General features: G+C 59.1%; 25 protein-coding genes. 9 read left to right on the forward strand and 16 right to left on the reverse strand.

All coding sequences use genetic code 11. The features are described from left to right. Positions 1-4 precede the first annotated feature (4 nt). The gene (locus ACR0J0_RS16660; protein WP_480665267.1) at positions 5-775 is read left to right on the forward strand and encodes an HpcH/HpaI aldolase family protein; all 771 of its coding nucleotides are present in this window, start codon (positions 5-7) and stop codon (positions 773-775) included. Between the two features lie 4 nt (positions 776-779). On the opposite strand, the gene ACR0J0_RS16665 is transcribed toward ACR0J0_RS16660, so the two are convergent. Further along, positions 780-1,922: a DUF3095 domain-containing protein gene (locus ACR0J0_RS16665; RefSeq protein WP_480665268.1), complete on the reverse strand. Its 1,143-nt coding sequence runs from the start codon at positions 1,920-1,922 to the stop codon at positions 780-782. Positions 1,923-2,061: 139 nt separating this feature from the next. Between ACR0J0_RS16665 and ACR0J0_RS16670 the strand changes: the two genes are divergently transcribed. The 3 genes from ACR0J0_RS16670 to ACR0J0_RS16680 all read left to right on the forward strand — a co-directional run bounded on the left by ACR0J0_RS16670 (position 2,062) and on the right by ACR0J0_RS16680 (position 5,428). Continuing rightward, the gene (locus ACR0J0_RS16670) at positions 2,062-3,234 is read left to right on the forward strand and encodes an MFS transporter (protein WP_480665269.1); all 1,173 of its coding nucleotides are present in this window, start codon (positions 2,062-2,064) and stop codon (positions 3,232-3,234) included. Positions 3,235-3,253: 19 nt separating this feature from the next. After that, complete coding sequence (locus ACR0J0_RS16675) at positions 3,254-4,294, forward strand: glycosyltransferase family 4 protein (RefSeq protein WP_480665377.1); 1,041 nt, start codon at positions 3,254-3,256, stop codon at positions 4,292-4,294. Positions 4,295-4,405: 111 nt separating this feature from the next. Then, a complete protein-coding gene (locus ACR0J0_RS16680) occupies positions 4,406-5,428 on the forward strand; it encodes an aspartate-semialdehyde dehydrogenase (RefSeq protein ID WP_480665270.1) in 1,023 nt (340 codons plus the stop codon). Between the two features lie 362 nt (positions 5,429-5,790). On the opposite strand, the gene ACR0J0_RS16685 is transcribed toward ACR0J0_RS16680, so the two are convergent. Next, positions 5,791-6,327 (reverse strand): SRPBCC family protein, encoded by a 537-nt coding sequence (locus tag ACR0J0_RS16685; RefSeq protein ID WP_480665271.1) that lies wholly within the window; start codon positions 6,325-6,327, stop codon positions 5,791-5,793. Between the two features lie 102 nt (positions 6,328-6,429). After that, a complete protein-coding gene (locus ACR0J0_RS16690) occupies positions 6,430-7,080 on the reverse strand; it encodes a carbonic anhydrase (RefSeq protein WP_480665272.1) in 651 nt (216 codons plus the stop codon). Between the two features lie 150 nt (positions 7,081-7,230). Here ACR0J0_RS16690 and ACR0J0_RS16695 point away from each other — a divergent pair, with 150 nt between their 5' ends. From ACR0J0_RS16695 to ACR0J0_RS16705, 3 genes are all read left to right on the forward strand, one after another. Beyond that, on the forward strand, positions 7,231-7,614 hold the full coding sequence (locus tag ACR0J0_RS16695) for a hypothetical protein (RefSeq protein ID WP_480665273.1): 384 nt from the start codon (positions 7,231-7,233) through the stop codon (positions 7,612-7,614). A gap of 63 nt (positions 7,615-7,677) precedes the next feature. Beyond that, complete coding sequence (locus ACR0J0_RS16700; protein WP_480665274.1) at positions 7,678-9,060, forward strand: leucyl aminopeptidase family protein; 1,383 nt, start codon at positions 7,678-7,680, stop codon at positions 9,058-9,060. Further along, complete coding sequence (locus tag ACR0J0_RS16705) at positions 9,057-9,794, forward strand: C40 family peptidase (RefSeq protein ID WP_480665275.1); 738 nt, start codon at positions 9,057-9,059, stop codon at positions 9,792-9,794. Before ACR0J0_RS16700 ends, ACR0J0_RS16705 begins: the two co-directional genes overlap by 4 nt. Here the strand turns inward: ACR0J0_RS16705 and ACR0J0_RS16710 are convergent. From ACR0J0_RS16710 to ACR0J0_RS16755, 10 genes are all read right to left on the reverse strand, one after another. Further along, positions 9,791-10,141 carry a DUF2794 domain-containing protein gene (locus ACR0J0_RS16710; RefSeq protein ID WP_480665276.1) on the reverse strand — a complete coding sequence of 117 codons (351 nt, stop codon included), beginning with the start codon at positions 10,139-10,141 and terminating at the stop codon, positions 9,791-9,793. The genes ACR0J0_RS16705 and ACR0J0_RS16710 overlap by 4 nt on opposite strands. Before the next feature lie 76 nt (positions 10,142-10,217). Then, positions 10,218-11,882, reverse strand: coding sequence for an ABC transporter permease (locus tag ACR0J0_RS16715; protein WP_480665277.1), 1,665 nt, complete (start codon positions 11,880-11,882; stop codon positions 10,218-10,220). Between the two features lie 120 nt (positions 11,883-12,002). Next, a complete protein-coding gene (locus ACR0J0_RS16720) occupies positions 12,003-13,220 on the reverse strand; it encodes a phenylacetate--CoA ligase family protein (protein ID WP_480665278.1) in 1,218 nt (405 codons plus the stop codon). Between the two features lie 19 nt (positions 13,221-13,239). Beyond that, entirely contained in the window at positions 13,240-14,073 is an 834-nt protein-coding gene (locus ACR0J0_RS16725) for an ABC transporter ATP-binding protein (RefSeq protein ID WP_480665279.1), read from the reverse strand. 70 nt (positions 14,074-14,143) lie between these two features. After that, a complete protein-coding gene (locus ACR0J0_RS16730) occupies positions 14,144-15,427 on the reverse strand; it encodes an ABC transporter substrate-binding protein (RefSeq protein ID WP_480665280.1) in 1,284 nt (427 codons plus the stop codon). Positions 15,428-15,502: 75 nt separating this feature from the next. Continuing rightward, positions 15,503-16,579 (reverse strand): branched-chain amino acid ABC transporter permease, encoded by a 1,077-nt coding sequence (locus tag ACR0J0_RS16735; protein ID WP_480665281.1) that lies wholly within the window; start codon positions 16,577-16,579, stop codon positions 15,503-15,505. Between the two features lie 3 nt (positions 16,580-16,582). Next, positions 16,583-16,840 (reverse strand): hypothetical protein, encoded by a 258-nt coding sequence (locus ACR0J0_RS16740; protein WP_480665282.1) that lies wholly within the window; start codon positions 16,838-16,840, stop codon positions 16,583-16,585. Between the two features lie 4 nt (positions 16,841-16,844). Next, positions 16,845-17,831, reverse strand: a complete 987-nt coding sequence (locus tag ACR0J0_RS16745; RefSeq protein WP_480665283.1) for a branched-chain amino acid ABC transporter permease — start codon at positions 17,829-17,831, stop codon at positions 16,845-16,847. 29 nt (positions 17,832-17,860) lie between these two features. After that, the gene (locus ACR0J0_RS16750; protein WP_480665284.1) at positions 17,861-18,679 is read right to left on the reverse strand and encodes an ABC transporter ATP-binding protein; all 819 of its coding nucleotides are present in this window, start codon (positions 18,677-18,679) and stop codon (positions 17,861-17,863) included. Positions 18,680-18,757: 78 nt separating this feature from the next. Beyond that, positions 18,758-20,701, reverse strand: a complete 1,944-nt coding sequence (locus tag ACR0J0_RS16755; protein WP_480665378.1) for an AMP-binding protein — start codon at positions 20,699-20,701, stop codon at positions 18,758-18,760. Between the two features lie 344 nt (positions 20,702-21,045). On the opposite strand from ACR0J0_RS16755, the gene ACR0J0_RS16760 reads away from it, so the two are divergent. Further along, positions 21,046-21,384 (forward strand): c-type cytochrome, encoded by a 339-nt coding sequence (locus tag ACR0J0_RS16760; RefSeq protein WP_480665285.1) that lies wholly within the window; start codon positions 21,046-21,048, stop codon positions 21,382-21,384. 96 nt (positions 21,385-21,480) lie between these two features. On the opposite strand, the gene mutT is transcribed toward ACR0J0_RS16760, so the two are convergent. The 3 genes from mutT to ACR0J0_RS16775 are packed head-to-tail and all read right to left on the reverse strand — an operon-like array spanning position 21,481 to position 23,956. Beyond that, positions 21,481-21,879, reverse strand: coding sequence for an 8-oxo-dGTP diphosphatase MutT (gene mutT / locus ACR0J0_RS16765; RefSeq protein WP_170404924.1), 399 nt, complete (start codon positions 21,877-21,879; stop codon positions 21,481-21,483). Further along, on the reverse strand, positions 21,876-23,102 hold the full coding sequence (gene argJ / locus ACR0J0_RS16770; RefSeq protein ID WP_480665286.1) for a bifunctional glutamate N-acetyltransferase/amino-acid acetyltransferase ArgJ: 1,227 nt from the start codon (positions 23,100-23,102) through the stop codon (positions 21,876-21,878). Before argJ ends, mutT begins: the two co-directional genes overlap by 4 nt. A gap of 5 nt (positions 23,103-23,107) precedes the next feature. After that, positions 23,108-23,956, reverse strand: coding sequence for a peptidylprolyl isomerase (locus ACR0J0_RS16775; RefSeq protein ID WP_480665287.1), 849 nt, complete (start codon positions 23,954-23,956; stop codon positions 23,108-23,110). Between the two features lie 176 nt (positions 23,957-24,132). Between ACR0J0_RS16775 and secA the strand changes: the two genes are divergently transcribed. After that, positions 24,133-26,850 (forward strand): preprotein translocase subunit SecA, encoded by a 2,718-nt coding sequence (secA, locus tag ACR0J0_RS16780; RefSeq protein ID WP_480665288.1) that lies wholly within the window; start codon positions 24,133-24,135, stop codon positions 26,848-26,850. Positions 26,851-26,882: the final 32 nt, after the last annotated feature.

A 26,882-nucleotide genomic window follows, 5' to 3' on the forward strand; every position in this document is an offset into this window, starting at 1 on the left:
CGCGATGCCCGCCCCCATGAACCGCTTCAAACACGCCCTCAGAAACGGAGAGCGACAAATCGGCTGCTGGATGAGCTTTGCCGAAACCGTCACCGCCGAGATCATGGGCACCGCCGGCTTCGACTGGCTGGTCATTGATGGTGAACATGCACCAAACGACATCCGCTCGATCCGCGACCAGCTGATCGCGCTGACGGCCAGCGCCTCGCACCCGGTGGTGCGGGTGCCGGTGGGCGATACCGCGCTGATCAAAATGGTACTGGATGCCGGAGCACAGACGATCCTGGTGCCGATGGTCGAAAGCGCCGAACAGACGCGTGAACTGGTGAAGGCGTGCCAGTATCCGCCGCAAGGCGTTCGCGGTGTCGGAGCTGGTGCCGCCCGGGCGACGATGTACGGGTCGGTCACCGAGTATATTCAATCCGCCGACGATCAAATCTGCTTGCTGGTTCAGGTGGAGAATCGCGCCGGGATGGCGGCGCTGGATGACATTCTGCAGGTCGAGGGAATTGACGGGGTCTTTATCGGCCCGGCAGACCTGTCGACAGATATGGGCCACCAGGGCAACAGCGCCGCGCCTGAAGTGCGCGCCGTCATTGCCGATGCGATGACACGGATCAGCGCGGCCGGCAAAGCTCCCGGCATTCTTGGCACCAACGCAGAAGCAACCCAAGCCTATCTCGAGATGGGCGCGCAGTTTCTGGCGGTCGGCATTGACGTGATGCTGCTCGCGCAGGTGTCGCGAGCCTTGGCGGCAGAATGGAAGGCGAAGTGAGACGTTAAGCCTGCATGGCGGCAGCAGCCTGCGCATAGCCGCCCGAGGCCCCGTCCACGAAGTGGACATGGTCATCGCGCGTGGCCGAGGGGACGAAGCAGGTCATCATCGCTTCGTCCTGCGCGTGCAGCCCATAGCGGATCTTTCCACGACCCCGGGCTAGTTCCAGCATCGTCTGGATCTGTGTCAGCGTGGCCGGATCACAGTCCAGCGTCATTTTCAGCCCGTCGTCGAACTTGCGGAAATCGGCATTGCGGCTGACCATGCGCTTGTAGTGTTCGGGTTCGAAATTGCCCAACCGTTTCCCCGATTTGAACAACAAGGCAATCAACAGGTTTTGTCCCAGCAACTTGACCCGCTGCATAAGCAGGTTGCGACCGGCTCGCGCAACGCGGGCGTCCAGCCCGACATCGGGGGGCGGCCATTTGATCGGCGGGCCGTTTTCCGGAACCGGATGTCCCGAACGCTCCAAACCCTCCGAGGCGGACAGAACGGATCGGGCGAGATCGGCAAAATCACTCTCAGTCGCCCTTGCAGTGGGTTGCACGACGACCGACACGATCTGGCCGTTGCGCGCCCTGCTGTTGGACCAGCGGCAAGACAGCCCGGTCAGGTTCGGCTGCGCGCCGGGCTCGGCAACTGGGACGGTGAATTCTCCGGCTTTCATCTGCGCTTCGGCCCAAGCCAGACCCCCACCCGAGAACATGGCGTAGTCTACACCGTCGGATGGCGCGTAGCGTGCAACCCGTAGGTCCTTGCCTGCCATACGGATATTTGAAACCGGCACCAACGCCCCGCGCAAAGATATCGAAAACTCTTCCTCTGCCCACCGTCTAACGTCGGCCAGAACGGCGCGCGCAGTATCGATCTCGCTGGCAGGTACGGCAAATCCGGCACCGTCACCGCCAAAAACATAAGGAAACTCTTTGCCCCGAAGCGCATTAATCATAGCCGAGATCACTGCTGCACCAACCATGTTCACCGTCTTGTACCGGCCCTTTGCGATTTCGCCGGTGGAGTCGACGATATCCGCAACGCCCAGCGCCCAGTCACTGGGCACCGCCGAAAACCGTTCCGGCTCCACCAGGCGGTTGAAGTCCCGCAACAGGGGAAGACTGTCATAGAACGCGGCCTGGGCGTCTTTCATTGGCACCTCGGATGTTCGGTAGGGACAAGGATAGCCCGAATGTGATCGCTGTCCGGTGAAAACAGTATAGCACACGCGCTTGTGTGTGGCACCGTGACGTGCCAAGCATTTCTGCGCAGGTTCGGGGAAGAGGCTTTTCATGAAGGCAGGTCTGGTGGTGTTGTGTCTGGGCTATGTGCTCAGCCAGTTTTTTCGCGCCTTTCTCGCAGTGCTTAGCGTCGATCTGGGGCGAGACATTGGCGCCACCCCCGAGGATCTGGCCTTTGCCTCCGGCCTCTGGTTCCTGGTCTTTGCCGCCATGCAATTGCCCGTGGGCTGGGCGCTGGACCAGGTCGGGCCGCGCCTGACGGCCGCGATTCTGCTTTTCGTTGGAGGCGCAGGCGGTGCGGCGTTGTTCGCGCTGTCCAGCACGCCGTTTCACATTGCGATCGCCATGGGGCTGATCGGCATTGGGTGCTCTCCGGTCCTGATGGCGTCTTACTACATCTTTGCGCGGGAATATCCGCCAGCACGCTTTGCGACCTTGGCCGCGGTGATGTTGGGTGTTGGCTCCGTCGGCAATCTGGTGGCCTCTTACCCAACGGCCTTGGCCGTAGAACTTCTGGGGTGGCGCGCAACGATGTGGGTGCTTGCCCTGTTTTCGGGCGCTATCGCGCTGGGCATCCTGTTCACCGTGCATGATCCCAAACGGGTTGAGACCGCACATCGTGGCTCACTTCTGGATCTGCTGAAAGAACCTGCACTATGGGCAATCCTGCCGCTGATGCTGGTCGCCTATGCGCCCTCGGCAGCCACGCGGGGCCTTTGGGCCGGGCCATACCTGAGCGACATCTTCAACCTCAGCACCACTCAGATCGGAACCGCAACCCTGATCATGGGTGCCGCGATGATTGCGGGCACCTTTGCCTATGGCCCGCTGGATCGGATGCTGGGCACCCGGAAGTGGGTGATCTTCGGCGGCAACGCGCTGGGTGCGGCTGGCTTGGTTCTGATGTGTCTCTGGATCGACAGCGCGGTCTGGCTGTCCGTGGTGCTGATGGCAGCGATCGGTTTTCTGGGCGCCAGCTTTCCGGTCATTATGGCCCATGGCCGCGCCTTCGTGCCGCCGCATCTGGTCGGGCGTGGTATGACCCTGCTGAATCTCTTTGGCATCGGCGGCGCAGGTCTGGCGCAATTTGTCACCGGCCGGATACACGCGGCCACGGTGGACATCAGTCCAACCGCGCCCTACACAGCGATATTCGGCTTTTTTGCGGTCGCGCTTGCCATCGGATGCGTGATCTATCTGTTCAGCCGAGACAGCGTCGACTGACGCTGGATCAGTCAGGAGTATCCCAGTGTCCGACCCGCGCGTCCTTGCCCCCAATCTCAAACGCAGGCTTTCGGGTGTGACGGCGACGATTGCGCGGCTTGTGCCGCTGCAGGTGCAGTGGATCGAGATCGCCGCAACAGGTCCGGGCCTGCCCGCTGACATCCCTCATATTCCGCTGGGTCGCCTGCCTTTTCTGTCACGCAAAACCCTGCGCGTCTGGCATGCGCGCCGCAATACCGAGATGCTGCTGGGCCTGTTCCTGCGCAATATCCTCCGCCTGCGCCTGAAACTGCTGTTCACCAGCGCTTCGCAACGCGCCCATAGCGGCTATACCAAGTGGCTGATCGACAAGATGGACGCCGTGGTTGCCACCTCGCGCAAAACTGCCGGGTATCTGGAGCGTGATGCGCAGGTGATCATGCACGGTATCAACCTGCAGGATTTCACGCCTCCCGAAGACAAGGCCGCTGTCCGTGCCCGGCTGGGCTTGCCTGATGGCCTGTTGCTGGGCTGCTATGGCCGTATCCGGCATCAGAAAGGCACCGACGCGTTTGTCGACGCAATGATCGACCTGTGCGGGCGGTTTGACGACGTCCATGGCATCGTCATGGGACGCGCGACCGAGAAACACACCGGCTTTCTGACCGAACTGAAAGACAGGGTCGCCAAGGCCGGCCTGGCTGACCGCATTCTGTTCATGCCCGAAGTGACCGTCGATCAGATCGCCGAGTGGTATCAGGTGCTGGACCTGTTCATCGCCCCTCAACGGTGGGAAGGCTTTGGCCTCACGCCTCTCGAGGCGATGGCTTGTGGCGTGCCGGTTGTTGCCACCGATGTAGGTGCGTTCTCCGAGATTGTCACCGACCCGTCTCTGGGCCGTGTGGTCGAACCCGGGAACATTCCCGCGCTGGCCGACGCCGCCGCCGAGATGCTGTTCGACCGCGAATCCCTGGCCCGTTCCGGCATCGCCGCACGCGCCCATGTCGAGCAGAATTTCGACATCAATGGTGAAGCAAAAACACTTGTCGCCCTCTATGAACGGCTTCTCAGCGACGCCTGACGGGCTGCATTGCGTAAAATCGGCGTCATTCCGGCAATAATACCCCGAAAACTCTTTTTTCTTCGCCGCAACGCAGCTATGAACGCGCGTCCTTAACTTTGGAGACATGAAATGGGCTATCGCGTCGTTGTCGCCGGCGCCACGGGTAACGTGGGCCGCGAAATGCTGAACATTCTGGCGGAACGCCAGTTCCCAGTCGATGAACTCGCCGTTCTGGCAAGCCGTCGTTCGCTGGGCACAGAAGTTAGCTTTGGCGACAAGACACTGACGACCCAGGACATCGACACCTTTGACTTCACCGGCTGGGACATGGCCCTGTTCGCCATTGGCTCGGACGCAACCAAGACCTATGCCCCCAAGGCGGCGGCCGCTGGCTGCGTGGTGATCGATAACTCGTCGCTGTATCGCTATGACCCCGAGATTCCGCTGATCGTGCCGGAATGTAACCCCGAGGCGATCCACGACTACAAAAACAAGAACATCATCGCCAACCCCAACTGCTCGACCGCGCAGATGGTTGTCGCGCTGAAGCCGTTGCATGACCGCGCCAAGATCAAGCGCGTTGTCGTGTCGACCTACCAGTCGGTTTCGGGTGCCGGTAAGGAAGGCATGGACGAGCTGTGGGATCAGACCAAAGCGGTCTACAACCCTACCTCGGACGTTCCGCCGAAAAAGTTCCAGAAACAGATCGCCTTCAACGTCATTCCGCAGATCGACGTCTTCATGGAAGACGGCTCGACCAAGGAAGAATGGAAGATGGTTGTCGAGACCAAGAAGATCGTCGACCCGTCAATCAAGGTCACAGCCACCTGCGTCCGCGTTCCGGTGTTCGTTGGCCATTCCGAGGCTGTGAACATCGAGTTCGAGGAATTCCTGGACGAAGACGAAGCGCGTGACATCCTGCGCGAAGCACCGGGCATCATGGTGATCGACAAGCGCGAAGCCGGTGGCTACGTCTCGCCGGTCGAATGCGCAGGCGATTTCGCCACCTTTATCAGCCGCATCCGTCAGGACTCGACGATTGAAAACGGCATCAACCTGTGGTGCGTCTCGGACAACCTGCGCAAAGGTGCCGCGCTGAACGCGGTGCAGATCGCAGAACTGCTGGGCCGTGAGGTTCTGAAGAAGGGCTAAGTCCACAGACGTAAATGAACGAGGCCCCGTCGAGTGATCGGTGGGGCTTTTTTTTATTAGGCTTTGCGGAGCAATACTGTTTTCAAATTGGCAGCGTTCAGAAGCCTGCAGGGTACTTTTGATTTAGAAGGGCAAAAAGAAATTGAGGTTAACAATCCTTCTTTTGGTCTTTTTGGCTTTGGATCATAGCCTTCCGTATCGTTGATCTAGCCGGTGAATTTGACCGGGACTTCACTTCCCACAAACTCACGCGTGTCACCGACCAAATCGGTTCAGGATGTGACAGAATTGGTCGCTCTACAGGTCAATCTTGTCAGGTATCGCCACCGCCAAATCTTAACAAATGTCGCGCCCGGCGTTGATCACCCCTGCCCTTCGACAAGTGCCTTGAGATTGGCCAACCCGCGCTCGTAATCGCCACCGACCCAGTTATCCATCATCAGGCCCATCCAACGCGACATTGGATTCATGCCAAGATCGGATTCAAATCCCCATGTTAACTGAGTCTGATTGCCCTCGGGCGTCAGATCGAAGGATGCAGAAGCCGTACCCATCGGACCGAAGTCAAGCGCCGTTTTGACTGTCTGGTCCGGCACGCTTTCGACAATTTCTTGCGTCCCGGAGCCAACCTGCGGGTGCTCAGAGGTCCAGTTCAGGGTGTTGCCAACGCCTGCCTCGGGACCGCTATAGGACAGTTGGGTTTCAGGGTCGCGCGACAGCCAGGGCGACCACTTTTCGGTTTCCTGCATCGAATTCACATAAGGAAAGATCGCGCTGGCCGGTGCGTCGATCATAATGCTGCGGGACACTTCGGCCTTGCTGGGCAAAAGGTAAGAGACGCCGACCAGAACCAGAATGAGTAAAAGCAGAGTGACGAGAATACGTTTAATGAATCGCATTGTGCGCTCCTGATCCAAAAAGATTTGCCCTGAGCATAACAAAAAATGGCGCGAAATCAGAGACCTGATCCGCGCCACAAAAACTCTCAGACATCGGGTCGTCTAGACAACCACGAATTTCTTCTCCTTTGGGTCATAGCACTGCAGCCCGCCTTCACCGATGTCGGTCCACAAGCCGTGAAGGCTGAGCGAGCCATCCTCGACGGCCGAAGACACGAAGGGGAATGTCATCAGGTTTTCCAGCGAGGCCACGACCGCCTGCCGTTCGAACTGCCGTGCCTGTTCGACGCCGTCTTCAACATCGGCAACCAAATCGTATTTCGGTTTCAGGATGTCCATCCAGCGGCCAACAAAGCTTTCTTTTGCTTCCAGCTGTGGCGCTTTGCCCTTGCACATGTCGATGCAGCCCTGAACGCCACCGCATTGCGAATGGCCCAGCACGATCAGATGTGCAACTTTCAGCGCGGTAACCGCGTATTCGATAGCCGCGCTGGTGCCGTGGTGATCACCATCGGGCGCATAAGGCGGCACGAGGTTGGCAATATTGCGATGAATGAAAAACTCGCCCTGATCAGCACCAAATATCGATGTCACGTGAACCCGGCTGTCACAGCAGGAAATCACCATCGCACGTGGGCGCTGTCCTTCGGTGGCCAGGCGGCGATACCAGACCTGGTTTTCCGAATAGGTGGTGGCTTTCCAGCCGTGGTACCGCTTGACCAGATAGGTCGGCAGAGGTTTGGCTAAGTCCATTCTCGTGTCCCTGTTCTTGTGTCTGTCGGCTGCTGTAAACTGAATTCGCGAAAAATTCGACCCATTTTCAAACACAGATGCAAGGTTTTGCAAAGGATTCTACCACCAAAGTCCAGCTATGCCGTGGGGGCGTAAAGAATTGGGGTAATTGTGGTGGCTAACATAATCACGCTTGAACACAAAGAAACCGTGCGACTGGATTCGGATAGGTTGAACGGGTTACATCACCAGTTGGGCGACAAGAATGCCCTGGATGTGTTGTGCCGTACGGTCGAGGAACTGGCGGTACGACTGTCGAATTGCGAGCGTTTCTGGCGACGACGCGACTGGGCCGGGCTGCGCAAATGCGCACGTTCGCTGGTGGCCATCGCCGAGCAGGTCGGTATGACCGCGCTGGCCCGGGTGGCCGACGACGTGGCGCAAAACGTGGATACAGGGGACGCCGTTGCAACCGGCGCCACCCTGTCGCGGCTGATCCGTGTCGGTGAGAAATCACTGACCGTGATCTGGGATCAGCAGGATCTTTCCGTCTGACGGGGCTTGCGGACGGATTGTGGGCAGCTAGGCTGGGCGCAAATCGAACCAGCCGAGATCCCCATGACCCTGTCCTTCGCTTCGCCATCCGAATCTTCTGTTCCGCTTCATGTTATTGCGCAACCCGATCTGGACGCCTGGCTGCAAAAGCAGCCGGATAACGTCGTGTCTTGGGTCGAGGCCAACGGGTTTACCGGCGCGATGGGTCAGGCGTTGTTGGTTCCAGGCGCGAAGGCCAGGTCGGGATTTGCTTTGGCTGGTTACGGCAAAGCCGCCAATCGCGCGCGAAAACGGTTCCCGTTGGCTGCCGCGGCCGAAGCGTTGCCAAAAGGGGCCTATCACATCGCCTCCGGAGTGCCCGAAGACGCGTTGAGCACCGAATGCCTAGGTTGGTTGCTGACAGGGTACGCCTATAACCGCTATGCTACGCAATCCGCGGCCAAGGCCCGCCTTGTCGCGCCCGAAGGTGTCGATGCCGCTCGGATCGAGGTTCTGGCAAATGCCGAGGCTCTGACCCGCGACCTGGTTAACACTCCGGCCTCCGACATGGGTCCGGACCAGTTGCATGCGGCAACCGAAGTGTTGGCGCAGGAATTCGGCGCATCCTGTGCCGTGATCCGGGGCGACGCTCTGCTGGAACAGAACTTCCCTATGATCCACACCGTTGGCCGCGCCGCCGCGCAGGAACCGCGCCTGATCGAGATGAACTGGGGTAAATCCGGCCCCAAGTTGACGCTGGTTGGCAAAGGCGTCTGTTTTGATACGGGCGGGTTGAACCTTAAGCCGGGCAACTCGATGGCTTTGATGAAGAAAGACATGGGTGGCGCGGCCAATGTGTTGGGTCTGGCGCGGATGATCATGGCGTTGGAGCTGCCGGTGCAGCTGCGCATTCTGATCCCGGCGGTCGAGAATTCGGTGTCCGGCAATGCGTTCCGACCCGGGGACGTCCTGACCTCACGCAAGGGCCTGACCGTTGAGATCAATAACACCGATGCGGAAGGACGGTTGGTTCTGGCAGATGCTTTGGCATTGGCGGACGAGGGTGAGCCAGACCTGATCATCTCGATGGCGACGCTGACCGGCGCAGCCCGAGTTGCCGTTGGCGCTGATCTGACACCGTTCTACACCGATATCGACAGCACGGCGGAGGCACTGGCACGAGCAGGCAAGAAAGCCGCTGACCCGGTCTGGCGGATGCCGTTCCATGAACCGTATGAGGCGATGATCGAACCCGGCATTGCCGATCTGGACAATGCCCCGGCAGGCGGATTTGCAGGCTCTATCACCGCAGCCCTGTTCTTGCGCCGGTTTGTGGGCGATACTCCTTACATGCATTTCGACATCTATTCCTGGCAGCCCAGCAAAGCCCCCGGACGCAGCAAAGGCGGACTGGGACAAGGACCGCGCGCCTTGCTGACCGCTCTGCCCGAAATTCTGGGCCTATGACACGCCGGCGCATCATACAGCCGGTTGTGGACCTGCTGCGCGATCCGAATGGCCCTCGGGACCGGCAACTGTTGTTTGGTGACCCGGTAGATGTTGCCGAGGAAACCGACGGATGGAGCCGGATCACTTCGGACAAGGACGGCTATCCCGGTTGGGTCCGGTCCGAACATCTGGGACCCGAGGCTACAGAGACCCACTGGGTCACCGCACCGGCGACCCATGCCTATGAACGGCCAGACATGAAAAGCCCCGACCGGGTATCACTGAGTTTCGGCAGCAGACTGCATGTGCTGTCCGAACAGGACCGGTTTCTTGAGACAGAACTGGGGTTCATACCGGCAATTCACGCCAAACTCAGCGCAACGCGGCTCACCGATCCGGTCACTGTGGCCGAGTTGTTTCTGGGCACGCCCTACCTGTGGGGCGGCAACAGCCGTTCTGGTATCGATTGCTCCGGGTTGGTTCAGGCCGGGTTATTGGCCTGCGGCGTGGCGTGCCCTGGGGACAGCGGGGATCAGGAACGCAAACTGGGCGAGGCACTTTCCGCCGGGACGGAACCAAAACGGGGCGATCTTTTGTTCTGGAAGGGCCATGTCGCATGGGTCTATGGCGACAACATGTTGCTGCATGCCAATGCCTACCACATGGACGTGACGTTTGAGCCGATGGACCAGGCCATCACCCGAATTCTGGAGCAGGGAGACGGGCCTGTAACGGCCCATAAACGGCTCTAATCAAGGTCTACGGACCGGATCAGCTTGCGTTCCAGGACCCGCAAAACAGTGCGCAGATCATGGCCACGCTTCAGGATGCGCCCATCCATACCGATCACCGAGTACATCCCCTGCTTCGATCGCAGGCGCGGGTGCTTTTCGACCCGATAGATCGGGTGCTCTGCCGTACGTCGAAAGATGGAAAACACCGCCATGTCGCGCAGGTTGGAAATGCCGTAATCGCGCCATTCTCCGGCGGCGACCATCCTGCCATAGACGGACAGGATATGTGACATCTCGCGCCGGTCGAACGCGACTGGCATCTGGGCCGAGTTTGCAGAAAACCGGCTGGGAGGCTGCATGTTCATACCCTCAGCCTTGCCGGAAAACGCGTTTGAATCAAGTCCGGTGGCGACAGGTGTGGTATTTTTGGATCGCTGGGCCCTAGCGCCGCCCGACCTGCCGACAGATCAGAATCACCGGCAAAAGCCCCACAGCAAGGATGACCAGAGACGGCACCGCAGCCCCCTCCAGCCGCTCATCCGAGGCCAACCGATACGCCTGCACGGCCAGTGTATCAAAGTTGAACGGCCGCATGATCAGGGTTGCGGGCAGCTCTTTCATCACGTCAACAAAAACGATCAACAGCGCGGTCAGCAACGAAGGTGTCAGGATCGGCAGATGCACCCGGCGCAACGTTCCCAGCGGCGTTTGACCCAAAGACCGTGACGCCGCATCCATGTTGGCATGAACGGTGCTCTGCCCGCCTTCATAGGCGCTCAGCGCAGCGGCCAGAAAACGCACCATGTAAGCCGCCACCAGCAGCCAGATCGAACCTGTGACCAGCAGACCCGTCGAGACGTCGAACGTCTCGCGCATCCAGGCGTCCAGCGCGTTGTCAAAGCTGGCAAAGGGGACCATCAGACCAACGGCGATCACGCCGCCGGGCACAGCGTAACCCAGCCGCGCCAGATAGCCCGCGGTGGCCGAACTGCGACCCGGACGCAGCCGCTGAAAGAACCCCACGCAGATCGCGGCACAGACTGTGACAACCGCCGCAACCCCGGCCAATGTCAGCGAGTTCTGGATGAACCCAATGTACCGCCGCGACAGCAAGTTCTGTTCCGACGTCATACCCATCTGGATCAGGATGAACACCGGCAGCAAAAAGCCCAGCAACACCGGTATAATGCAGAGCGTAAAGGCCGCCACAGACTGCCAACCCTTCAGTTGAGCCGACGGCAGAGAAGCATGACTTTTGCCCGCCTGATAATACCTGGCCTTGCCGCGTTGCATCCGCTCGGCCACGGCCATGAGCAATGCAAAGCCCAACAAACACAGGGCGAGTTGCGCGGCAGCAGCCCGATCTCCGATCGAGAACCAACTGGTGTAGATGCCGGTGGCAAACGTCTGAACGCCGAAATAGGCCACTGTCCCGAAATCTGCAATGGTCTCCATGATCGCCAGCAAGACACCACCCGCAATAGCCGGGCGCGCCATCGGCAAAGACACGTGCCAGAACGCCAGCCACGGGCTTTTGCCCAGCGCACGGGCGGCTAAAAAGGCGGTGGCGCTTTGCTGCAGAAACGCCGCGCGCGCCAGCAGATAGACATAAGGGTAGAGCACGAGGATCAGCATCACGGCCGCGCCCTCGGTCGAGCGGATTTCGGGGAACCAATAGTCGCGCGGCCCCCATCCGGTCACCTGCCGCAGCGTGGTCTGCACAATTCCGGGATGGTCCAGAATGAACGTATAGGCGTAGGCCAGGACATAGGCCGGGAAGGCCAGAGGCAGGACCAGTGCGATTTCCAGAAAACGGACACCGGGAAAGCGCGTCATCGTCACCAGCCAGGCTGCGCCAACGCCGATGGAGAAAGTCCCTGCCGCCACCAAAACGACCAGTATCACAGTTGTAAGTGCGTAACCGGGCAGCACCGTCACTAACAGGTGTGAGACCGTATCTGTCCCGCCAGTGACCGCCGCCAATACGACCGCCACCATCGGCAGCAGACAAGCCGCCGCGACCAGATAGGCAACGATACCCACCAGCCGGGTGCCCAGCGCGCCGCGATTGCGCTTTCCGTGTTCTGAATAGTCGATTTCGGCCATGGACCCGGTTTGTGACTGGCGTTGGCTATTGATCCGCCTTTAATCGACCAAAATGCTAAGAAACACCAGTCCGCAGGGGAACAATTCTGCGGCACATACTGCCGCAGAATTGTCAGAAGATCATTCGTAGACGCGCTGATCTTCGATCACCAAACCGTCCTTGGGCAGCGATCCGGGGGCCACGACCTCGATCGCGCCTTTCAGTTTCAGCACCTCGACCACAGATTTGGCGTAGGCCATATCATCCCCGCCCGCGCTTTCGATCTGAACGGTCATCGTGTCCATCTCACCCTGACGGGCGGCGATGACACGGGCTTTGACGATTTCTTCGTGCTTGTCGACCAGTGCGGCCACCTGTTCAGGTCGCACGAACATGCCTTTGATCTTGGTGGTCTGGTCCGCACGGCCCATCCAGCCTTTGATTCTGGCGTTTGTACGCCCGCAAGGCGAGACGCCCGGCATAATCGCAGACAGGTCACCGGTGGCGAACCGGATCAGCGGGTAATCAGGATTCAGAGAGGTCACCACAACCTCACCCACCTCACCAACAGCCACCGGTGTTCCGGTGCCCGGAGTGACGATCTCGACGATGACGTGTTCGTCGATAATCATGCCCTCCATCGCGGCGCTCTCGTAGGCGATATTGCCCAGATCGGCCGTGGCATAGCATTGCAGGCAGGAAATGCCCCGATTGGCATAGTCCTGACGCAGAGACGGGAACAGCGCCCCGCCGCCGACAACGGCCTTCGAGAAATGCAGCGCCACGCCCATCTCGTCAGCCTTGTCCAGAATGACCTTCAGATAGTCCGGCGTACCCGCATAGGCGGTACAGCCTACATCCCGCGCCGCTGTCACTTGAAGTTCCGTCTGGCCGGTGCCCGCAGGCAGCACAGCAGCCCCAACAGCCCGAGCCCCGTTTTCAAAGATCATGCCAGCTGGCGTCAGGTGATAGCCAAAACAGTTCTGAACGATATCACCGGGACCCACGCCTGCCGCATTCAGGAACCGCCCCATGCGCCACCAATCATGATCCGTGCTGCCGGGTTCATAAATCGGACCGGGCGACTGGAACACGTGATGGAAGTGCCGCGCCGGTTTGACAGTGAACCCGCCGAAAGGCGGGCGCGACGCCTGCGCCTGCGCCAGATCGGATTTCCGCAACACAGGCAGTTTGACCAGGTCTTCAACGGACTTTACAGCGCCAGTGTCGGCGTCGGCCAGATGAGCAGTAAAGCCGGGGGCGGACAGAGCGCGGTCAATCTGAGTGCGCAGCGCCTGCGCCTGATCTGCGGCACGTTCATCGGCTGATCGGGTTTCGAGTGCGTCGTAATAGGTCATCGCCAGATCCTCCATTCCCTTACAGCCACCTCTTGCGGCGGCGGTAAGATCGCACGTCACGGAAGCTTTTGCGGCCTTCGTCGGACATGCCCAGATAAAACTCTTTCACATCTGGGTTTTCGCGCAGATCGGCGGCCGGACCGTCCATCACGACGCGCCCGGATTCCAGAATATAGCCGTAATGTGCAAACCTTAGAGCCACATTTGTGTTCTGCTCGGCCAGCAGGAAGGATACGCCCTCCTTCTCGTTGAGGTCCTTCACGATGCCGAAAATCTCTTCGACCAGCTGTGGGGCCAGGCCCATCGAGGGTTCGTCCAACAGGATCGTTTCAGGTCGCGACATCAGCGCCCGACCCATCGCAACCATCTGTTGTTCGCCGCCAGAGGTGTAGCCCGCCTGCGATCGGCGGCGTTCCTTGAGGCGGGGGAAATATGTGTAGACCAGTTCAAGGTCCTGCTGAATGGCCGACTTGCCATCCTTGCGGGTATAGGCCCCGGTCAGCAGGTTTTCCTCAACGGTCAGATGTTCAAAACAATGGCGGCCTTCCATCACCTGGATGACGCCCTTTTCCACCAGATCGGCGGGATCGCTTTCATGCACGCTGGTCCCACGATAGGTGATCGACCCCTTGGTGACTTCACCCCTTTCCGAATGCAGCAGGTTGGACACCGCCTTGAGGGTCGTGGTCTTGCCAGCGCCGTTGCCACCCAGCAGGGCCGTGATGCCGCCCTTGGGCACGGTCAGACTGACGCCTTTCAGGACGAGGATCACGTGATTGTAGATCACCTCGATATTGTTGACCTCAAGCAGGGTTTCCGCCTGCACATCAGTGGTTTGAGCCGCATCCAGCATCTGGGTGTGTCCTCGTGCGTGTGTTGGGTTCGGGACGGCGGTCTGCCGCCGCCCCGGAGTTCAAAGCGCCTTAGTTACAGCGCGGTTCGATGTTGTTCTCGGACGCATAGGCCGCCGAGTCTTCGGCGATCAGCGCGCCGATCACTTCGGCATCGGTTGGTTTGAAGTCCTGAACCGTGTTCCAGGTTTTGGCCGAGGCATCCCACTGGACAACACCGACCAAACCGGGGCCGCCGTGGTTTTCACATGAAACCGTGAACTCGGGTCCAAAGCCTGCCATGCCAAGCGCATCCATCTTTGCGTTGGTCATTTCCAACGCTTCCATGCCGTCGCGCATCATCGCGGGGGTAATGTCGGCAACGCCGTGGATCTCTTGAGCCGTCTTGATTGCCTCGGAAGCAAGCATCGCGGCATAAAGACCCCGGTTGTACTGGACCGAGCCCAGTTGATCGCCAGCACCAGCGGCTTTACCTGCGTCAACGACATGTTTCTGCAAGTCGCCGTACACAGGGTAGTCCATACCCAACCCAGTGAAGGTCAATGCCTTGTATCCGTTGGCTTTTTCTCCCGCTGGTTCGACGTCAAATTCGGCACCGGACCACCAGACACCGATGAAATTTTCCATCGGGAAGCGGATATTGGCGGCCTCCTGCACGGCGACCTGGTTCATGACGCCCCAACCCCACATGATCACATAATCGGGTCTGTCACGGCGGATCTGGAGCCACTGGGATTTCTGTTCCTGGCCCGGGTGGTCAACGGGCAGCAACGCCAGCTCATACCCATGTTTTTCCGCCAGAGTTTCCAGAGTACGGATCGGCTCTTTGCCATAGGCCGAGTTGTGATAGACAAGCGCGATTTTCTTACCGCTCAGGTCTCCACCATTCTCGTCGAGCAAATAGTTGATCGCGCCGGACGCCCCATTCCAGTAGTTCGCCGGGTAGTTGAATACGTGGCTGAATACGGTGCCATTTGCCGCCGAGGTGCGGCCATAGCCCAACGTGTGCAACGGGATGTTGTCTGCGGTTACTTTGGGGATCAGCTGATAGGTGATACCGGTCGACAGAGGCTGATACACCAGCGCGCCTTCACCCTTAGTCGATTCATAGCATTCAACACCTTTTTCAGTGTTGTATCCGGTTTCGCATTCTACCACGCGGATCGGTTCGCCACCGATACCGCCGTCGCGTTCATTCAGCAGGGTGAAATAGTCGTTGTACCCGTCCGAGAACGGGATACCGCCTGCGGCATAGGGCCCGGTCCGATAGCTGAGATCCGGGATTACCAGATCCGCCATCGCCGGCCCTGCGGCCATCAGGGCGCCCAGCGCCATGGTTGCCAGTGTCTTGTTCATCGGGTGTCTCCTCCCTTGGTTAGTCCGATGTTGCGTTCGGGCTTGTGCCGCCCGTCTTTTCATTGGGCCGGCCCCTTAGTGCGGGAACGGCCAGAGTCTGAGTTTCTCTTTCGCCACGCGCCACAGCTGCGCCAGCCCGTGCGGTTCCAGGATCAGGAACATGATGATCAGCGCGCCGACGATTACCAGCTGCAGGTGCGCCACGATATCCGTGGGCCAGCCCAGCACGTCGACGCCGACAACCTTCAGGACCACCGGCAGCAGAACAAGGAAAGCCGCACCAGCGAATGACCCAAAAATAGACCCTAACCCGCCGATAATGATCATGAACAGCACCAGGAACGACTTCTGGATACCGAAGACTTCGCCGACCTCGACCGCGCCAAGGTAGACCGCAAAGAACAGTGCGCCCGCGATGCCGATGAAGAACGAACTGACGGCAAAAGCGCTCATCTTGGCCTTCAGCGGGTTTACCCCGATGATCTCGGCCGCGATGTCCATGTCACGGATCGCCATCCATGTCCGGCCCGTAGTGCCGCGCGTCAGATTGCGCGCGATCAGGGCGCTTACAGCAAGGAAGATCAGGCAAAACAGATAGGTGGCCCAGGCCGGCGCGTTCGGGCCGGTGATGATAATGCCGAACACGTCCCGCTCCGGCGCGTTGATCTGGCCCGAAGCCGAGTAGTTGTAGAACCACGGCACTCGGTTGAAAAGCCACACCAGAAAGAACTGCGCCGCCAGTGTGGCCACCGCCAGATAAAAGCCCTTGATCCGCAGGCTGGGCAGGCCAAACAGCACTCCGACGATTGCCGTGATGCCTCCTGCCAGAATGACGTGAATGAACATGCTGACATCGGGAAAGGCGGTCATCAGCTTGTAGCAGGCATAGGCACCCACGGCCATGAAACCACCGGTACCCAAGGACACCTGCCCGCAATAGCCCACCAGAATGTTCAGCCCGATCGCCGCGATCGCGTAGATCAGGAAAGGCAGTAGCAGGGCATTGGCCCAGTAATCATTGATGATGAACGGGATGATCCCGAACGCCACTGCAAGCACCGCGTAATACCGATAGCGGTCGAACTTGATCGGGAAGGTCTGGCTGTCATCCACGTAGGAGGTTTTGAAATCTCCGGCCTCACGATAGAACATGTCTTACTTTTCCCATTCTTCCTGCGCCCGGTTGCGGGCTGCGGCGTCCAGTTGGTTGGACCCTTTTGCATATCCGCTCGCCTCCGAGGCGCGCACGAGTTTCAGGTAGGCCAGGATGCCCATGACCAACCCGGCAAAGGCCAGGATCGCCGCAATCGTCATCTGGCCTTTGCTCAGATCGTCCGAGGTGAGGGCGATGTACCCAAAAGCCCAGAACCCGGCCCACGAGATGACGTTGACGATGGCGATCAGCTTGGTCATCGGGCTACACCCTCTCGATGATCTTCTCACCGAACAGACCCTGCGGCCGGAACACGAGGAAGATCAGCGCCAGCACATAGGCGAACCAGTTCTCGGTCGCGCCGCCCACCAAGGGACCGATGGCGAACTCGAACAGTTTCTCGCCCACACCAATGATCAGGCCGCCGACGATGGCTCCGGGGATCGAGGTAAAACCGCCCAGCATCAGCACCGGCAACGCCTTGAGTGCGATCAGCGACAGCGAGAACTGAACGCCCGACTTGGTGCCCCACATGATGCCCGCAACCAGGGCAACAAAGCCCGCGACCGACCACACCATGATCCAGATGAAGTTCAGCGAGATGCCGACCGACAGCGCCGCCTGATGGTCATCGGCTACCGCACGCATCGCACGGCCTTGTTTTGTGTACTGGCTGAACGCGACTAGCCCGGCCACCAGAAGCGCGGCAATGATCGTCGCGACGATATCCAGATTGTCGATGAAGAACCCGTAGCCAAAGATGTTAAACGTGGTCTCATCGATCCATAGGTTGATACCCTGCGGCAGACCCACATCCAACGTCTTGATCTCAGAGCCCCACATCAGGTCGGCCACGCCTTCAAGGAAATAGGCCAATCCGATGGTGGCCATGAACAGGATAATCGGCTCCTGCCCGACCAGATGCCGCATGACAAAGCGCTGCACCGCCCAGGCCAATACCACCATGACACCCATGGTCAGGATAATCGCCAGAAACGCCGGAACGTTCCATCCGAACTTGTGGATATGAGTCCCGAATATTGCGTTGATCAGATGCGAGAACGGCACCTGCCCGTTCATGATCCCGACCAGTGTCATCGCTGCGAACAGGGCCATAACCCCTTGGGCATAGTTGAAAATCCCAGAGGCTTTGTAGATCAGCACAAAGCCCAGAGCCACCAGCGCATAGAGCACCCCCGCCATCAGGCCGTTGAGGATGACCTCCATCGCAAAAATCAGCTGATCAGGCATGTGCGCCCCCTCTCATGTCTGTCAGTTGGTCAGTCATGGCTCACCCCCAGATAGGCGTCGATGACTTCCTGATTGCTGCGCACCTCGTCCGGGGTGCCGTCGCCGATCTTCTTGCCGTAGTCCATCACGACCACGCGGTCGCTCAGGTCCATGACAACACCCATGTCGTGCTCGATCAGGGCAATGGTGGTGCCAAACTCGTCATTCACATCGAGGATAAAGCGGCTCATGTCCTCTTTCTCTTCGACGTTCATGCCCGCCATCGGTTCATCCAGCAGCAACAGCTTTGGTTCCGCCGCCAGCGCGCGCGCCAGTTCGACGCGCTTTTTCAAACCATAAGGCAGGCGGGAAACCGGCGTTTTGCGGATGTGCTGGATTTCAAGGAAGTCGATGATCTTTTCAACGGTTTCACGGTTCTCGACCTCTTCTGCCTCGGCTTTGCCCTTCCACAGGGCCTGCTGCAGAATGTTCGTCTTCATGTAATTCAGACGTCCGGTCATGACGTTGTCCAGAACGCTCATACCTTCGAACAAGGCGATGTTCTGGAACGTCCGGGCAATCCCCTGCCGCGCCACTTCATAAGGGCGCATCGGAGGGCGTTTCGCCCCGTGGAACCAGACCTCACCCTCCTGAGGCACGTAGAACCCGGAGATCACGTTCAGCATCGAGGACTTGCCCGCCCCGTTTGGCCCGATAATGGCGCGGATTTCACCTTCGCGGATATCGAACGAGATATCCTTGATCGCCACTACGCCGCCAAAGCGCAGGGTAATGTTCTTCATCTCCATCACCACACCGCCGATCTTGCGGCCGTCTTCGGTGACATATCCTTCGGAGTTATCCAGCATCAGTCACTCCCTGACTTGCGGAAAAACGGGACGGCGGGCGGGGCGATGACCGCAGGTCGAGCGGCGCACGACCGGCCCTCATTCTGCCGCCACCTTGTGCTGAGCAACCGGCACGACGGCCGCGTCCACGATCTCAAGCGTTGCGCTGATCGACCCTTTGCGGCCGTCCTCATACGTGACCTCGGTTGTCGTCGACACCTGATTGGACCCGTCATAAAGCGCATCGATGATGTCGCTGAATTTATCCTCGACAAACCCGCGCCGTACCTTCCGCGTGCGGGTCATTTCGCCGTCATCCGCGTCCAGTTCCTTGTGCAGCACGACAAAGCGATGCACCTGGCAGCCTGACAGCATTTCATCAGCGGCAACGGATTTATTCACCTCTTCAACGTGGTTTTGAATCGTCTCTAACACACGGGGATGGCCCGCCAGTTCCTGATAAGACGCATAGGCCACGTTGTTGCGTTCAGCCCAATTCCCAACCGCAGTCAGGTCAATATTGATAAAGGCCACACAACGGTCCTTGCCGTTACCAAACAGCACGACCTCAAGGATATCGGGGTAGAACTTCAGCTTGTTCTCGACATATTTCGGCGCAAACATCGACCCATCGGCCATTTTGCCGACGTCCTTGGCCCGGTCGATGATCCGCAGATGGCCCGAGCTTTCCTCGATGAACCCGGCATCGCCGGTTGCAACCCACCCTTCGGCATCTTTGGTCGAGGCCGTTGAGTCCGGATTGTTGTAATATTCCACGAAGACACCGGGCGAGCGGTAGTGGATCTCGCCCTTATCATCGATTTTCAGTTCGACATCCGGTGCAGGAACCCCAACGGTATCTGCGCGCACTTCGCCATCCGGCTGCACGGTGATGAAAACTGTGGCCTCGGTCTGGCCGTAAAGCTGCTTCAGGTTGATGCCCAGCGAGCGATAGAAGTCAAAGATCTCCGGCCCGATCGCCTCACCCGCGGTATAGCCCACGCGAAAGCGGCCATAGCCCAGCGTATCCTTGAGCGGTCCGTAAACCAGCATATTGCCCAGCGCATATTTGATACGGTCGCCAAAACCGACCGGCTTACCGTCCAGCAGCAAGCCGCCAACCTTTTTGGCGTGCGCCATGAAGTGGTGGAACATGCGCTGCTTAAGCTTGCCCGCATCCTCCATCCGGATCATCACATTGGTCAGCTGAGTCTCGAACACGCGCGGCGGCGCGAAGAAATAGGTCGGTCCGATTTCGCGCAGGTCGGTCATCATCGTATCGGCGCTTTCGGGGCAGTTTACGCAGAACCCGCACCAATAGGCCTGCCCAATTGAGAAGATGAAATCCCCGACCCATGCCATCGGCAGATAGGACAGAATGTCTTCGTTCCGGGTCAGATGATCGAAATCGGCCGAATTCTTGGCGCTTTCGATCACGTTCCGGTTCGACAGCACCACGCCCTTGGGTTTACCAGTGGTGCCTGAGGTGTACAGCATCACGCAGGTGTCGTCATATCCGATCCCGGCGATGCGATTGTCCAGTTCCGCGTCGAACCGTTGATGCCCGGCGTTGCCTTCGGCCATCAGATCTTCCAACGCGTTCATCTGGCTGTGGTCGTACTTCCGCATCCCCCGCTTGTCGGTATAGAGAATATGTTTGACCTGATGCAGGTTTTCCTGAATCTCGATGACCTTGTCGACCTGCTCCTGATCGCCACAGACCACGTACTTGGCACCGCAATGCTCCAGCACATAGGCCATCTCTTCGGCCACAGCGTCCTGATATAGCGGGACGGGGATTGCCCCCACCATCTGGGCAGCGACCATCGACCAGTAATGCGCCGGGCGGTTGCGGCCTATGACGGCGATGTGGTCACCTTTTTCGACGCCAAGCTCGAGAAAGCCCAGCGCGATGGCACGGATTTCCTTGGCTGCTTCAGCCCAGGTCCAGCATTGCCAGATCCCGAATTCCTTTTCCCGATAAGCCGGAGCATCCCCGAACCGGGCCGCATTGCGATGTAGAAGCGCCGGAAGGGAGTGCATCCCTTCAGCGCTCGACTGCGTCTGAGCCAATCTCTTTCTCCTCCCCATCCGACCCCTTCTCCGGGCCGGAAACGGCGAACCCGAGGATCAACCCCGGATGCCAATGCCCCGATAAGGGACACAGGAAAGATCAACGTCAACTTTTTCCTGATGTTTTCTCAATTCTTACGAATTGTAACATGGGGTGGAGTCACTGATTGGAGGAACGAATTTTGATGCGAAGCGAGCGGGTGGCTCGTTTGAGCCTTTTGTGGATGCAGGTCGGAGGCCAAGTCGCCGCGATTGTCGTGTTGTAATTGATTATGTTACAATCTGATGAGCAAACGATTGCGCGGAGGCATAACATGCCTAAACGTGTCCTGGCGATAATGGTGATGGCCGTCTCATGCATGGCAAGTCCTATGCTTGCGGAAGGTGATCCGGAAAACGGTCGGAATCTTGCGCGAACAGATTGTGCCCACTGCCATGGTGTCGATGGAAATGCCCGATCAACGTCGTTTCAACCGGTTCCCATGTTGGCCGGTCAACCAGCTGTTTACCTGCTTCAAGAGATGCGAAACTACGCGTTGGGTGCACGCGAAGATAGTAGCAAGAACGCTGCAATGACTGGGAAGCTAAAAGAGCTGAGCGACCAAGACTTGCAAGACATTGCTGCATTCTTTGAGGCACAGAAGCGGTATTAGTCTCAAAGTTCCATTGGTCTTGAGTGATCGAGTGAGCGCTGCGTCAGCGCATCTTACATCCGATGGACCAGTTCGAATGTCTTCGAGCACACTCAATCACAACCAATCCCGCAAAATCGGGATCAGTGGCACATCCGCCGCAGGCATCGGGTAGTTTCGCAGCTCATTGGCACGGGCCCATTTCAGCGCCTGCCCTTCTTTGGACTGCGGAATGCCCTCCCACTTGCGGCAGGCGAACAGCGGCATCAACAGGTGGAAGTCGTCATAGCTGTGGCTGGCGAAGGTCAGCGGGGCGAGGCAAGAGGCCCAGGTGTCGATGCCCAGCTCCTCGTGCAATTCGCGGATCAGGGCGGCCTCGGGGGTTTCACCAGGTTCGATTTTACCGCCAGGGAATTCCCACAGGCCAGCCATGGATTTGCCTTCCGGGCGCTGCGCCAGCAGCACCCGGCCTTCGATGTCGATCAAGGCGACCGCAGAAACAAGAACTGTTTTCACGACCGGTAATCCGCGTTGATCTCGATATAACCATGGGTCAGATCGCAGGTCCAAACGGTGGATTTGCCCTCGCCCAGCCCCAGATCGACGGCGATCACCAGATCCTGACCTTTCATGTACTCGGCCGCGTCCTCTTCGCGATATTCGGGGCTGACCCAGCCTTTTTCGGCGACCAGAATGTCGCCGAACGAGATGCTCAGCAGGTCGCGATCCGCCGTAGCGCCGGACTTGCCGATGGCCATGACGACACGACCCCAGTTTGGGTCCTCGCCCGCGATGGCCGTTTTCACCAGCGGTGAGTTGGCGATGGCCAGCCCGTGCACCTTGGCATCCGCGTCCGAAGCGGCGCCGGTCACACGGATTTCCACGAATTTCGTGGCGCCCTCACCGTCGCGCACCACCTGTTGCGCCAGATCCAGCATTACGCTTTCCAAAGCTGCCGCAAAAGCGTCATTGCCGGTAGCATCCACGCCGGATGCGCCGGTGGCGCACAACAACAGGCTGTCCGAGGTCGAGGTATCGCTATCCACCGTGATGCAGTTGAACGTCCGGTCGGTTTGTGCGCCCAGCATTGCCTGCAGCGCGGATTGTTCGACCTTGGCATCGGTGAAAATGTAAACCAGCATCGTCGCCATATCGGGCGCGATCATGCCAGATCCTTTGGCGATCCCTGCAATAGAGACTGTTTTGCCATCAATCTCGACCTGCGCGCTTGCGCCTTTCGGGAAGGTGTCCGTAGTCATGATGGCTCGCGCCGCGTCCTCAACCGCATGACGGCTGAGGCTGGCCTTGAGCGCTTCAAGCTGCGCCACGATGCGGTCATGCGGCAGCGGTTCCCCGATCACGCCGGTGGATGAGGTAAAGACCCGCTCGGCCGGTACACCGGTTGTGTTTGACACCGCCTGTGTCACCTCGGCCACCGAGGTTTGACCATAGTGGCCGGTGAACGCGTTGGCGTTGCCCGAATTCACAAGTATGGCAGCAGGTCCGTCACTGGCCGCGCCGATTTTTTCCTGACAGTCCAGTACCGGGGCCGCACGGGTAGCCGACCGGGTAAACACCCCGGCGACCGAAGTGCCCGGGTCCAGTACCGCCAGCATAACGTCGGTACGCCCCCGATAACGCACGCCAGCCTCGGCCGTCGCGAAACGTACACCGTCAATGGCGGGCAAGTCGGGAAATGCCGCCGGGGCCAGCGGAGAAACCTTGGTGATCTTGGCCACGCGACTTACTCCTGAATCAGGTCGATCTGGCGGATGACCTCGGGGCCAGCGCCTTCCAGTTCGGGACGTTCGATCTGCGCCTTCTGGGTCAACTCGTCGATCTTGGCCTGAATGGTCTCCTGCTGGATCGACTGGGCCAGCTGGTCGCGTACAGCCGCTAGCGCCGGTGCCTCGGACTTGCGGGTATCGTTCAGGATAATCACGTGCCAGCCAAACTGTGTTTGAACCGGTTCGGAAACCTGACCCTTTTCCAGCTCAAGAACGGCGGTTTCGAATTCAGGCACCATCCGACCCTTGCCGAACCATCCCAAAGACCCGCCATTGGGGCCTGACGGGCCGGTGGATTTTTCCTTGGCCGTCTCAGCAAAATCCGCACCGTCATCCAGCAGCGCCTTGATTGCCTTTGCCTCTTCTTCTGTCTCTACCAGAATGTGGCTGGCATCAAACTCATCTTCGCCCTGAAAATCACCGAACTGAGCGTCATAAGCGGCCTGGATCGCCTCATCCGTCGCAGCGTCGCCGACCAGCTCATTGACTGTCTGCACCGCTTGCATGGACCGGGCTTCGTTTTCCAGCCCCAGCTGGTTCAGCAGGGTCAGCGCGTCCTGTTCCTGAGCAAGCAATTGCTGCTGGATCAACTGCTCGATGATGAAGCCGTACAGAACGTCATCTTCGATCTCGGAGTAATTCGGCGGCAGCGCCGCAACGGACGCGATAACGTGACCCAATGTGATCTCATCGCCATTCACGATAGCGACGACGGTATCCGGATCAGGCTTGGTTTCGGCGGCAAGCGGCATCGCCATCACGGCTGCAAGCGCCAGCGATGGCAGAAAAGTGAGGCCTTTGGGCATGGAATCATCCTATTTCTTTGCCGCGACAGGGCGCGGCGTTGACACTTCAGAACCTGCCGCTTACATCGCTTTGAAGCCTTGGACAGGGCCGCCTTTCACCCCCCGTATCTATGGGTTGCGCGCAAGGTGGGCAAGCCTGTCGCAACCAAGATAAGAACAGATCCGCTGGAGTGAACATGCTGGGACTCGGAACGCTCGCCAAAAAGGTGTTCGGAACACCGAACGACCGCAAGATCAAGGCGACCCGCCCCCTGATCGAAAAGATCAACGCGCTGGAACCTGAGTTCGAAAAGTTGTCCGATGAGGGCTTGATCGAAAAGACTGCCGAACTGCGCAAACGCGCACTTGATGGTGAGGCGCTGGACGACCTGCTGCCCGAAGCCTTTGCCAACGTCCGCGAGGGTGCCAAACGCGCGCTGGGTCTGCGTGCCTTTGACGTGCAGCTGATGGGCGGCGCGTTTCTGCATCAGGGCAACATCTCGGAAATGAAGACGGGTGAAGGCAAGACTCTGGTAGCCACCTTCCCCGCCTACCTGAATGCGCTGACCGGCAAAGGTGTGCACGTGGTCACGGTGAACGAATACCTGGCCAAGCGCGACTCGGAGTGGATGGGTAAGGTGTTTGCCGCCGTTGGCATGACCACCGGCGTGATCTGGTCGGGCCAGCCCGATGACGAGAAAAAGGCCGCCTACGCCTGTGATGTGACTTACGCCACCAATAACGAGCTGGGCTTCGACTATCTGCGCGACAACATGAAGGCCGATCTGGATCAGATTTACCAGAAATACCACAATTTCGCGATTGTGGATGAGGTCGACTCGATCCTGATCGACGAAGCCCGGACGCCGCTGATCATCTCGGGCCCCTCGCAGGACCGCTCAGACCTTTATACCGCTATAGACAGTTTGATCCCGTTGCTGAGCGATGACCACTTCACGCTGGACGAAAAGTCCCGGAACGTGACCTTCACCGATGAGGGCAACGAGTTTCTGGAGCAGCAATTGATCGCCGCTGGTCTGATCCCCGAGGGCCATTCGCTGTATGACCCCGAAAGCACCACGGTTGTGCACCACGTCAACCAAGGCCTGCGCGCGCACAAGCTGTTCACGCGCGACAAGGATTACATCGTGCGCGACGGCAATGTGGTTCTGATCGACGAATTTACTGGCCGGATGATGCCGGGGCGCCGTTTGTCCGAAGGTCTGCATCAGGCGATCGAGGCCAAGGAAGGTGTTCAAATCCAACCCGAGAACGTGACGCTGGCCAGCGTCACATTCCAGAACTACTTCCGCCTGTATGACAAGCTGGGTGGAATGACCGGCACTGCCCTGACCGAGGCCGAGGAATTTGCCGAAATCTATGGTCTGGGTGTGGTCGAGGTTCCGACCAACAAGCCGATTGCCCGTCTGGACGAAGACGATCAGGTCTATCGTACCGCCGCTGAGAAATACGGCGCCATGATCGAGCAGACCAAGGAAGCTCAGGAAAAGGGTCAGCCGGTTCTGCTGGGAACCACATCCATCGAAAAATCCGAGCTGCTCAGCCAGATGCTGCAAAAAGAAGGCATCCAGCACAATGTTCTGAACGCGCGTCAGCACGAGCAAGAGGCGCAGATCGTCGCCGACGCGGGTCGTCTGGGCGCGGTTACAATCGCCACCAACATGGCGGGTCGCGGCACCGACATTCAGCTGGGTGGCAATGTCGAGATGAAGGTGCTGCAAGCACTGGCCGAAAACCCCGAGGCCGACCCGGCCGAATTGCGCGCCGCCGAAGAAGCGCGCCATGCCGAGGAAAAGGAAAAGGTTCTGGCCGCCGGTGGCCTCTATGTAATGGCGTCCGAACGCCACGAAAGCCGTCGTATCGACAACCAGCTGCGCGGTCGTTCGGGCCGTCAGGGTGACCCGGGCCGCACCGTGTTCTACCTGAGCCTCGAAGACGACCTGATGCGTATTTTCGGCTCGGAGCGGTTGGACAAGGTTCTGACCACACTGGGCATGCAGGAAGGTGAGGCGATTGTGCACCCCTGGGTGAACAAGTCGCTGGAACGAGCGCAGTCCAAGGTCGAAGGCCGCAACTTTGACATGCGCAAGAACGTTCTGAAATTCGACGACGTGATGAACGACCAGCGTAAGGTTGTGTTCAGTCAGCGCCGCGAAATCATGTCGACCGATGACCTGTCCGAGATCGTCTCGGATATGCGCGAACAGGTGATCGACGACCTGATCGACGAATACATGCCGCCGAAAACCTACGCCGATCAGTGGGACACAGACGGCCTGCATGAAGCCATCAAAGAGAAACTGACCATCGACGCGCCGGTTCAGGACTGGGCTGCCGAGGAAGGCGTGGATGACGAGCAGGTGCGCGAACGCCTGATCAAGGCCGCCGACGAGATGATGGCACAGAAAGCGGTGGCATTTGGCCCCGAGAACATGCGCAATATCGAAAAGCAGGTTCTGCTGCAGACCATCGACGGCAAATGGCGAGAGCACCTGCTGACGCTGGAACATCTGCGCTCGGTGGTTGGGTTCCGTGGCTATGCCCAACGCGATCCGCTGAACGAATACAAGAACGAAAGCTTCCAGCTGTTCGAAAGCATGCTCGACAGTTTGCGTGAGACCGTAACCCAACAATTGTCGCGCGTCCGCCCGCTGACCGAAGAGGAACAGCGCGAGATGCTGGCCCAGATGCAGGCGCAGCAGGCACAGGCACAAAAAGCGGTGGATCAGGCCACTGATCGCGCCGAAGCAGTGGCCGAAGCGCAGGCTTCGGGCGACGCGCGCCCCGGTTTTGTCGAAGACGATCCTTCATCCTGGGGGAACCCGTCGCGCAACGATCCCTGCCCCTGCGGGTCCGGCAAGAAATTCAAACATTGCCACGGCAGACTGACCTGACGTCACCCTGACCCCGACACATTGAGTCCGCT

This window comes from Ruegeria sp. BF12 (assembly GCF_056538705.1).

Bases quoted from the DNA above. Each gene is read 5' to 3' on its own strand.
- ACR0J0_RS16730 (WP_480665280.1), bottom strand. From the start codon at position 15,427: ATGAACAAGACACTGGCAACCATGGCGCTGGGCGCCCTGATGGCCGCA.
- ACR0J0_RS16740 (WP_480665282.1), bottom strand. From the start codon at position 16,840: ATGACCAAGCTGATCGCCATCGTCAACGTCATCTCGTGGGCCGGGTTC.
- ACR0J0_RS16680 (WP_480665270.1), top strand. From the start codon at position 4,406: ATGGGCTATCGCGTCGTTGTCGCCGGCGCCACGGGTAACGTGGGCCGC.
- ACR0J0_RS16660 (WP_480665267.1), top strand. From the start codon at position 5: ATGCCCGCCCCCATGAACCGCTTCAAACACGCCCTCAGAAACGGAGAG.
- ACR0J0_RS16725 (WP_480665279.1), bottom strand. From the start codon at position 14,073: ATGCTGGATGCGGCTCAAACCACTGATGTGCAGGCGGAAACCCTGCTT.
- ACR0J0_RS16755 (WP_480665378.1), bottom strand. From the start codon at position 20,701: ATGCACTCCCTTCCGGCGCTTCTACATCGCAATGCGGCCCGGTTCGGG.
- ACR0J0_RS16720 (WP_480665278.1), bottom strand. From the start codon at position 13,220: ATGACCTATTACGACGCACTCGAAACCCGATCAGCCGATGAACGTGCC.
- ACR0J0_RS16745 (WP_480665283.1), bottom strand. From the start codon at position 17,831: ATGCCTGATCAGCTGATTTTTGCGATGGAGGTCATCCTCAACGGCCTG.
- ACR0J0_RS16685 (WP_480665271.1), bottom strand. From the start codon at position 6,327: ATGCGATTCATTAAACGTATTCTCGTCACTCTGCTTTTACTCATTCTG.
- ACR0J0_RS16705 (WP_480665275.1), top strand. From the start codon at position 9,057: ATGACACGCCGGCGCATCATACAGCCGGTTGTGGACCTGCTGCGCGAT.
- ACR0J0_RS16665 (WP_480665268.1), bottom strand. From the start codon at position 1,922: ATGAAAGACGCCCAGGCCGCGTTCTATGACAGTCTTCCCCTGTTGCGG.
- ACR0J0_RS16750 (WP_480665284.1), bottom strand. From the start codon at position 18,679: ATGCTGGATAACTCCGAAGGATATGTCACCGAAGACGGCCGCAAGATC.
- ACR0J0_RS16760 (WP_480665285.1), top strand. From the start codon at position 21,046: ATGCCTAAACGTGTCCTGGCGATAATGGTGATGGCCGTCTCATGCATG.
- ACR0J0_RS16670 (WP_480665269.1), top strand. From the start codon at position 2,062: ATGAAGGCAGGTCTGGTGGTGTTGTGTCTGGGCTATGTGCTCAGCCAG.
- ACR0J0_RS16735 (WP_480665281.1), bottom strand. From the start codon at position 16,579: ATGTTCTATCGTGAGGCCGGAGATTTCAAAACCTCCTACGTGGATGAC.
- ACR0J0_RS16710 (WP_480665276.1), bottom strand. From the start codon at position 10,141: ATGAACATGCAGCCTCCCAGCCGGTTTTCTGCAAACTCGGCCCAGATG.
- ACR0J0_RS16690 (WP_480665272.1), bottom strand. From the start codon at position 7,080: ATGGACTTAGCCAAACCTCTGCCGACCTATCTGGTCAAGCGGTACCAC.
- ACR0J0_RS16715 (WP_480665277.1), bottom strand. From the start codon at position 11,882: ATGGCCGAAATCGACTATTCAGAACACGGAAAGCGCAATCGCGGCGCG.
- ACR0J0_RS16775 (WP_480665287.1), bottom strand. From the start codon at position 23,956: ATGCCCAAAGGCCTCACTTTTCTGCCATCGCTGGCGCTTGCAGCCGTG.
- secA (WP_480665288.1), top strand. From the start codon at position 24,133: ATGCTGGGACTCGGAACGCTCGCCAAAAAGGTGTTCGGAACACCGAAC.
- ACR0J0_RS16700 (WP_480665274.1), top strand. From the start codon at position 7,678: ATGACCCTGTCCTTCGCTTCGCCATCCGAATCTTCTGTTCCGCTTCAT.